We start from the raw sequence: 7,259 nt of genomic DNA on the forward strand, positions 1-7,259 counted from the left end.
CTCAAACAATCACAATGCCGCCTAACATTGAAGCTTAATGGCTGGTCAATGCAGGCTCGCACGCATGCACCCTCACGAATCCCGCCGTAATTCCGGCGGAATCGGCAGATCCTTGAGTGGATCCGGACGCTTGCCCTTGCCCGCGCGGTACTGGCGAATCTGGTAGACATACGCCAGCACCTGAGCCACGGCCAGGTAGAGCCCGGCGGGGATTTCCTGGTCCAGGTCGGTGGAATAGAAGATCGAGCGCGCCAGTTCCGGCGATTCCAACAACAGGATGTCGTTGGCCACCGCAATCTCACGAATCTTCAACGCAGTAAAGTCACTGCCCTTGGCCAACAACATCGGCGCGCCGCCCTTCTCTGGGTCGTACTTGAGCGCCACGGCGTAGTGGGTCGGGTTGGTGATGACCACGTCGGCGTCGGGCACCGCAGCCATCATCTTGCGCTGGGACATTTCACGCTGCAGTTGGCGAATACGCTGCTTGACCTCGGGACGCCCCTCCTGGTCTTTGTGTTCGTCGCGCACTTCCTGCTTGGTCATCAGCAGTTTCTTGTGGCTTTCCCACAGTTGGATCGGTGCATCCACCGCGGCAATGATGATCAGCCCGGCCGCCATCCACAGCGCGCTCCAGCCCACCACCTGCACGCTGTGGATGATCGCCGACTCCAGCGGCTCGTGGGCGATACGCAGCAAGTCGTCGATGTCGGACGACAACACCATCAGCGCTACAAACAGGATCAGGATAAATTTGGCCAGGGCCTTGAGCAGTTCCACCAAGGCCTTGGTGGAAAACATGCGCTTGAGCCCGGCGGCGGGGTTCATGCGGCTGAACTTGGGTGCCAGGCTGCCGGCGGCGAACAACCAGCCACCGAGGGCGACCGGGCCGATCAGAGCGGCCAGCAGCAAAGTGATCAGGATCGGCTGCACCGCCAGGATCGCGATTTTGCCCGAGTGCAGCAGGTATTGGCCCATGGCGTCAGGGTTGAGCAGCACGTCGCGGGGCAAGGTGAAGTTGTGTTTCATCAACTCCATCAAGTCCAGCGCCAGGCCGCCGCCGTAGATCAGCAAGGCGCCAGCGCCGGCCATCATGGTGGCGACGGTGTTCAGTTCTTTGGAGCGCGCAATCTCGCCCTTTTCCCGGGAGTCCTTTTTACGTTTCTCCGTGGGGTCTTCTGTTTTGTCCTGACCACTCTCGCTCTCGGCCATGGCTCAGCGCGCCCGTGCCAGATCACGTAAGAACTGCAAGGCGTCAGTCGCCAGCGGTTGATACTGATTGAGAATGTCGGCCAGGCCGATCCAGAAAATCCCCATGCCCAAGACCAGGGTCAACGGGAAACCAATCGAGAAGATGTTCAACTGCGGCGCCGCACGGGTCATCACGCCGAACGCGATGTTGACCACCAGCAACGCGGTAATCGCAGGCAACACCAGCAACAGCGACGCGCCGAACACCCAGCCCAGGCGCCCGACGATCTCCCAGAAATGATTGACCACCAGCCCCGAGCCCACCGGCAAGGTGGTGAAGCTTTCGGTCATCACTTCAAAGGCTACGAGGTGGCCGTTCATCGCCAGGAACAGCAAGGTCACCAGCATGGTCAGGAATTGCCCGATCACCGCCGCCGATACGCCGTTGGTGGGGTCGACCATGGAGGCGAAGCCCATGCCCATCTGGATCGAGATGATCTGCCCGGCCACCACAAAGGCCTGGAAAAACAGCGTGAGGGAAAAGCCCATCAGCGCGCCGATCAGGATCTGTTCGGCGATCAGCAGCAACGCGCTGAGATCGATGGCATTGACGGGGGGCATCGGCGGCAACCCCGGCACGATCACCACGGTAATCGCCACCGCGAAGTACAGGCGCACGCGGCGTGGCACCAGGGTGGTACCGAACACCGGCATGGCCATCAACATCGCCGTCACGCGGAACATCGGCAGGATGAACGACGCCACCCACGTGCTGATCTGGGTATCGGTCAATGCCAGCAACGACTGCATCCGGTCAGCCGATCAACTGCGGAATACTGCCGTACAACTGCAGGATGTATTCCATGAAGGTCTGTACCAGCCAGGGGCCGGCCACGATCAGGGTGACCAGCATCACCAGCAAACGCGGCAAAAAGCTCAAGGTCTGTTCGTTGATCTGGGTCGCGGCCTGGAACATCGCCACCAGCAGGCCCACCAACAGGCTCGGCACGACCAGCACGGCGACCATCACGGTGGTCAGCCACAGCGCTTCACGGAACAGATCGACAGCGACTTCTGGCGTCATCGCGCTATACCCCGCCGAAACTGCCGGCCAGGGTGCCGATAATCAGCGCCCAGCCGTCCACCAGCACAAACAACATGATCTTGAACGGCAACGAGATGATCAGCGGCGACAGCATCATCATACCCATGGCCATCAGCACGCTCGCCACCACCAGGTCGATGATCAGGAACGGGATGAAGATCATGAAGCCGATCTGGAACGCGGTTTTCAATTCGGAGGTGACAAATGCCGGCACCAGGATGGTCAGCGGCGCCTGATCCGGGGTGGCAATGTCGGTGCGCTTGGACAGGCGCATAAACAGCTCAAGGTCGCTGGAGCGGGTTTGCGACAGCATGAAGTCCTTGATCGGGCCCTGGGCTTTATCGATGGCGTCCTGGGCGGTCATTTTCTCCGCCAGGTAGGGTTGCAGCGCTTGCTGGTTCACCTTGTCGAACACCGGCGCCATGATGAACAGCGTCAGGAACAAGGCCATGCCGGTGAGGATCTGGTTCGACGGCGTCTGCTGCAAGCCCAGGGCCTGGCGCAGGATCGAGAACACAATGATGATCCGCGTGAAGCTGGTCATCAGCATGACAAACGCCGGGATAAAGCTCAGCGCGGTCATGATCAGCAGGATCTGCAGGCTGACCGAATACTCCTGCGCGCCGGCCGCGTTGGTGCCCAATGTGATCGCCGGGATCGACAACGGGTCGGCGCCAAACGCCAGTGGCGCGGCCAGCAACAGCATGAGCGTCAATAAAACGCGCATTACTTCTTATCCTTCTGATCCTTGCCCAGCAACTCCATCAGGCGTTGGGCGAATTCTGGCGTGGCAGACTGGCTCTGATCCACGCTCACCGGGGTCTTGAGCACGTGCAGCGGGGTGATGCGACCGGGCGTGATGCCCAGCAGGATCTGCTCCTCGCCCACTTGCACCAGCACCAGCCGATCACGCGGGCCGAGGGCGCGGGAACCGATCATCTCGATCACCTGACCATTGCCCGGCCCCACGCGCTGCACGCGGCGCAGCAGCCAGGCCAATGCGAAGATCAAACCCACCACCAGCAACAGGCCCAGCACCAACTGGGTCAATTGCCCGCCGATGCCGCTGCTCACCACCGGCGTTGCGGCTGCAGTGGCTTGCGCAACCGGCTCAGCCGCCAGGGCGCTCAATGGCAGCGCCAGAAACAGTCCCGCCATCGAATACTTCATCTCAGCGCAACTTCTTGATGCGTTCGCTCGGGCTGATCACGTCGGTCAGGCGGATGCCGAACTTCTCGTTGACCACCACCACTTCGCCGTGGGCAATCAGGGTGCCATTGACCAGCACGTCCAGCGGCTCACCGGCCAGACGATCCAGTTCGATCACCGAACCCTGGTTGAGTTGCAGCAGGTTACGGATATTGATTTCGGTGCTGCCGACTTCCATGGAGATCGACACCGGAATGTCGAGGATCACATCCAGGTTCGGGCCATCGAGGGTCACCGGGTCGTTGTTCTTCGGCACGCTGCCGAACTCTTCCATCGGCAGGCGGTTGCCGGCCGGCGCGGTGGCGGCATCAGCGGCCAGCAGCGCATCGATATCGTCCTGGCCGACATCGCCGGTTTCTTCCAGGGCAGCCGCCCATTCGTCAGCCAGGGCCTGGTCTTCGGCGGAAGTGTTTTCGTGTTCGGTAGCCATTACATGTCCTCGGCGGAGCAGAAATTAATGTTGATCAGCGACGATTGATCGGTTCGACCACTTGAAGAGCCAGGTTGCCCTTATGGGAACCGAGCTTGACCTTGAATGACGGCACGCCGTTGGCACGCATGATCATCTCGTCCGGCAATTCGACGGGAATGATGTCCCCCGGCTGCATGTGCAAAATATCGCGCAGGCGCAACTGGCGACGGGCCACGGTGGCGCTCAGGGGAACGTCGACATCCAGCAGGTCTTCGCGCAAGGCCTTGACCCAGCGTTCGTCCTGGTCGTCCAGGTCGGACTGGAAACCGGCGTCGAGCATCTCGCGCACCGGCTCGATCATCGAGTACGGCATGGTCACGTGCAGGTCGCCGCCACCGCCATCGAGTTCGATGTGGAAGGTGGACACCACAATGGCTTCGCTGGGGCCGACGATGTTGGCCATGGCCGGGTTCACTTCCGAGTTGATGTACTCGAAATTGACTTCCATGATCGCCTGCCAGGCTTCCTTCAAGTCGATGAAGGCCTGCTCCAGCACCATGCGCACCACCCGCAATTCGGTCGGGGTGAACTCACGGCCTTCGATCTTGGCGTGACGGCCGTCGCCGCCGAAGAAGTTGTCCACCAGCTTGAACACCAGTTTGGCATCCAGGATGAAGAGCGCGGTGCCGCGCAGCGGCTTGATCTTGACCAGGTTGAGGCTGGTGGGCACGTACAGCGAGTGCACGTATTCACCGAACTTCATCACCTGCACGCCGCCCACCGCCACGTCCGCCGAGCGACGCAGCATGTTGAACATGCTGATACGGGTGTAACGGGCGAAACGCTCGTTGATCATCTCCAGGGTCGGCATGCGTCCACGGACGATACGATCCTGGCTGGTGAGGTCATAACTTTTGACGCTGCCGGGCTCGGCAGCCATTTCGGTCTGTACCAGACCATCGTCGACGCCATGCAGCAGCGCGTCGATCTCATCCTGGGACAGCAGGTCTTGCACGGCCATGTCGTGATCCTACTGCAATACGAAGTTAGTGAAGAGCGCCTGCTCGACCACGACTTTGCCGAGTTCCTTCTGGGCCACTTCCTGCACGCTGGCCGTGACCTTCTGGCGCAGCATTTCCTGGCCCACCGGGGTGGCAAGTGTGTCGAAGCTCTGGCTGGAGAACAGCATCACCAGGTTGTTACGGATCACCGGCATGTGCACCTTGAGGGCGTCCAGGTCCGAAGCATTACGCGCCAGCAAGGTGATGCTCACCTGCAGGTAGCGTTGGCGGCCGTTCTGATTGAAGTTGGCGACAAAGGCCGGAAGCATCGGCTCGAAGATTGCCGGTTGCTTGACGTTACTGGCGGTTTCGGCGGCGGGTGCCGGCTTGCTGGCACTGCTGTGCATGATGTACCAAGTGCCGCCGACCGAGGCGCCGATGGCCAGGAGCAGGCCCAGGACTATCAACAGAATAAGCTTGAGCTTACCTTTGCCTGCGGGTGCTTTTGCTGCGTCGTCGCTCTTCGCCATGCCAATAATCCGTCACTATTCGGGGATTCATAGATCTACGGAAAGGCAAGAGCAAGTGTTATGCCAGAGTTGTCTGGCACATCCCTGTAGGAGCGAGCTTGCTCGCGAAGGTCGTTAACGATATCGCGGAAAACCTGACAGCCCGCGGCGCTCTCAGGTTCTTCGCGAGCAAGCTCGCTCCCACAGTGGGGGCGAGCTAGGCGTAGTAGTCGACGGCGCTGGAACCGATCACGGTTGAGGTTACGGGTGCCACGGCTTCAGCCACATCAATGTGGCTGCCACTGTCGCCGTTATCCCCGCCACGTCCACCGCTGCGGCTCACGCCACCGGTCTGGGCCTGTTGCTGCTGTTGCTCCTGACCACGGGACTGGTCAGAGACGTTCACATCCACCTGCCCCATGCCTTGCTGGGCGAACATCTCCCGCAAGCGGCCGGACTGGCTTTCCAACGCTTCACGTACCACCGGGTGGGCGCTCATGAAGTTGACCTGGGCTTGCTGGTCGGCGGTCATGTTGACCTTGATATCCAGGCGACCGAGTTCGGCCGGCTGCAACTGAATCTCCGCCGACTTGAGGTTGGCGCTGGAGAGGTACATCACGCGGTTGACGATTTCATCGGTCCAGCCGCTCTGGTGCATGGCCAGCGGCGCATTGGTTACCGGCGGCAAAGCGTTGGCGGTTTTCGGCGTGGCGGCCTGGGTCAATGCAGCCAGGCGGTTGGCGAAGTCGTCGACACGGGTGTCGCTGCTGGCGTTTTTCAGGTCTTTGAGACCGTCCTCGATCAACCCGCCGAAGGCCTTGTCACCGCCCGTGTCAGTGCTGTCTTTGGTGGCTTGCTGGTCGACCATACTGGCCAGGCCGGCGGCAAAGTTCTGTGCGGCGGTGGGTTGATCCTGAGTTGGCGCCGGGGCGGTTTTGGCCTGGGCCTGACTGCTGGCCGAGACGTGACCGCCCTGCTCCATCGCCAGGCGCACGGCGGGCATGGCGTCCAATGGGTCAGCTTCCGGGTCGAAGACTGGCTTGGCTTCCTCGGTGGCCGCGACGGGTGCCGCGACTACCGGCTGGGCCTTGTCATCCTTGGCTGTGGTGACAGGCGCCGGGGTTTCTACTGGCACTGGCACGGCTACCGGAGTGACGGTGGCAATCAGGGCCGGGTCGACCACCGGGTCAGCCGGAGGCTGCTGTACCAGGGTTGGGTCGGTTGGCGCGTCGTCGTCCTTGCTGGCGCTGTCGTCGGTCTTGGCCGGTGGGGTGGCAGGCAAGGTATTGCCGCTATCGGCAACGGCTGGCGTGCTGGTGGCAGGTTTGTCGCTGGCGTCGGAAGACTTGCCGGCGGCGGGCTTGGGCGAGTTGTCGTCGGCTTTGGCCGTGGGTTTGGAAGCCTGGTTGGCGAACACTTGAGCGAAGCCAGGGCCCTTGTCCCGTGGGTCCGCAGCCGCTGCCGGTGGGTTGGCAGCGGGCGCTTGAGGCTTGGCCGCGGGGGCAGCCTGAAGGAGCGAATTCGGGGCGACTGGCATAGGTAAAGGTCTCCACTGCATGGGGGTCGGGGATGCAGTATTGGGAGGTAGAGCAAGAGTTGGGCCAGGTTTGGGTTTTGGTGTGTATATCCGTTATTTGGGTAACGGCGGGTATGGGTTCCGCCCTTACGGCGGGTCACTTTCGAAAAGCGCGAAAGTAACCAAAGCGCTCTTGCCCCAACACTCGGCACCTCGCCTAGGCTCGGTGTGCCCGTAATCCGACAGTGATTTGGGGGGGCGCCTAAGATCAAGATCAAAAGCAAGAGCACAGCGGCCTGACAGCCGGCTTGAGTGGTGT

Annotated in this window: 9 protein-coding genes and 1 pseudogene; 1 reads left to right on the forward strand and 9 read right to left on the reverse strand. The window is 61.4% G+C overall.

Going from position 1 to position 7,259, the window contains the following annotated elements:
* Nucleotides 1-72: 72 nt before the first annotated feature.
* Genes flhB through fliL form a run of 8 tightly spaced genes read right to left on the reverse strand, consistent with a single transcriptional unit; the run spans nucleotide 73 to nucleotide 5,445 of the window.
* Entirely contained in the window at nucleotides 73-1,209 is a 1,137-nt protein-coding gene (gene flhB, locus CI807_RS28225) for a flagellar biosynthesis protein FlhB (RefSeq protein WP_095017111.1), read from the reverse strand.
* A 3-nt stretch (nucleotides 1,210-1,212) separates the two neighbouring features.
* The gene (fliR, locus tag CI807_RS28230; RefSeq protein ID WP_095017112.1) at nucleotides 1,213-1,998 is read right to left on the reverse strand and encodes a flagellar biosynthetic protein FliR; all 786 of its coding nucleotides are present in this window, start codon (nucleotides 1,996-1,998) and stop codon (nucleotides 1,213-1,215) included.
* Between the two features lie 4 nt (nucleotides 1,999-2,002).
* Complete coding sequence (gene fliQ, locus CI807_RS28235; RefSeq protein ID WP_010208761.1) at nucleotides 2,003-2,272, reverse strand: flagellar biosynthesis protein FliQ; 270 nt, start codon at nucleotides 2,270-2,272, stop codon at nucleotides 2,003-2,005.
* Between the two features lie 4 nt (nucleotides 2,273-2,276).
* The gene (gene fliP, locus CI807_RS28240) at nucleotides 2,277-3,020 is read right to left on the reverse strand and encodes a flagellar type III secretion system pore protein FliP (protein ID WP_016976565.1); all 744 of its coding nucleotides are present in this window, start codon (nucleotides 3,018-3,020) and stop codon (nucleotides 2,277-2,279) included.
* The gene (gene fliO / locus CI807_RS28245; RefSeq protein WP_033900767.1) at nucleotides 3,020-3,463 is read right to left on the reverse strand and encodes a flagellar biosynthetic protein FliO; all 444 of its coding nucleotides are present in this window, start codon (nucleotides 3,461-3,463) and stop codon (nucleotides 3,020-3,022) included. Before fliO ends, fliP begins: the two co-directional genes overlap by 1 nt.
* A 1-nt stretch (nucleotide 3,464) precedes the next feature.
* Nucleotides 3,465-3,932 (reverse strand): flagellar motor switch protein FliN, encoded by a 468-nt coding sequence (gene fliN / locus CI807_RS28250; protein WP_033900765.1) that lies wholly within the window; start codon nucleotides 3,930-3,932, stop codon nucleotides 3,465-3,467.
* 34 nt (nucleotides 3,933-3,966) lie between these two features.
* On the reverse strand, nucleotides 3,967-4,935 hold the full coding sequence (gene fliM / locus CI807_RS28255; RefSeq protein WP_027603859.1) for a flagellar motor switch protein FliM: 969 nt from the start codon (nucleotides 4,933-4,935) through the stop codon (nucleotides 3,967-3,969).
* Between the two features lie 9 nt (nucleotides 4,936-4,944).
* Complete coding sequence (fliL, locus tag CI807_RS28260; protein ID WP_033900763.1) at nucleotides 4,945-5,445, reverse strand: flagellar basal body-associated protein FliL; 501 nt, start codon at nucleotides 5,443-5,445, stop codon at nucleotides 4,945-4,947.
* Nucleotides 5,446-5,525: 80 nt separating this feature from the next.
* Between fliL and CI807_RS31965 the strand changes: the two are divergent.
* Nucleotides 5,526-5,633: pseudogene (locus tag CI807_RS31965) on the forward strand (outer membrane lipoprotein carrier protein LolA); the annotation flags it as partial.
* 8 nt (nucleotides 5,634-5,641) lie between these two features.
* Here the strand turns inward: CI807_RS31965 and CI807_RS28265 are convergent.
* Nucleotides 5,642-6,961: a flagellar hook-length control protein FliK gene (locus tag CI807_RS28265; protein WP_095017113.1), complete on the reverse strand. Its 1,320-nt coding sequence runs from the start codon at nucleotides 6,959-6,961 to the stop codon at nucleotides 5,642-5,644.
* Between the last annotated feature and the right edge of the window lie 298 nt (nucleotides 6,962-7,259).

Source organism: Pseudomonas sp. NS1(2017) (assembly GCF_002269425.1).
GTDB lineage: Bacteria > Pseudomonadota > Gammaproteobacteria > Pseudomonadales > Pseudomonadaceae > Aquipseudomonas > Aquipseudomonas reactans.

Bases quoted from the DNA above. Each gene is read 5' to 3' on its own strand.
- fliQ (WP_010208761.1), bottom strand. From the start codon at position 2,272: ATGACGCCAGAAGTCGCTGTCGATCTGTTCCGTGAAGCGCTGTGGCTG.
- fliP (WP_016976565.1), bottom strand. From the start codon at position 3,020: ATGCGCGTTTTATTGACGCTCATGCTGTTGCTGGCCGCGCCACTGGCG.
- flhB (WP_095017111.1), bottom strand. From the start codon at position 1,209: ATGGCCGAGAGCGAGAGTGGTCAGGACAAAACAGAAGACCCCACGGAG.
- fliN (WP_033900765.1), bottom strand. From the start codon at position 3,932: ATGGCTACCGAACACGAAAACACTTCCGCCGAAGACCAGGCCCTGGCT.
- CI807_RS28265 (WP_095017113.1), bottom strand. From the start codon at position 6,961: ATGCCAGTCGCCCCGAATTCGCTCCTTCAGGCTGCCCCCGCGGCCAAG.
- fliR (WP_095017112.1), bottom strand. From the start codon at position 1,998: ATGCAGTCGTTGCTGGCATTGACCGATACCCAGATCAGCACGTGGGTG.
- fliO (WP_033900767.1), bottom strand. From the start codon at position 3,463: ATGAAGTATTCGATGGCGGGACTGTTTCTGGCGCTGCCATTGAGCGCC.
- fliM (WP_027603859.1), bottom strand. From the start codon at position 4,935: ATGGCCGTGCAAGACCTGCTGTCCCAGGATGAGATCGACGCGCTGCTG.
- fliL (WP_033900763.1), bottom strand. From the start codon at position 5,445: ATGGCGAAGAGCGACGACGCAGCAAAAGCACCCGCAGGCAAAGGTAAG.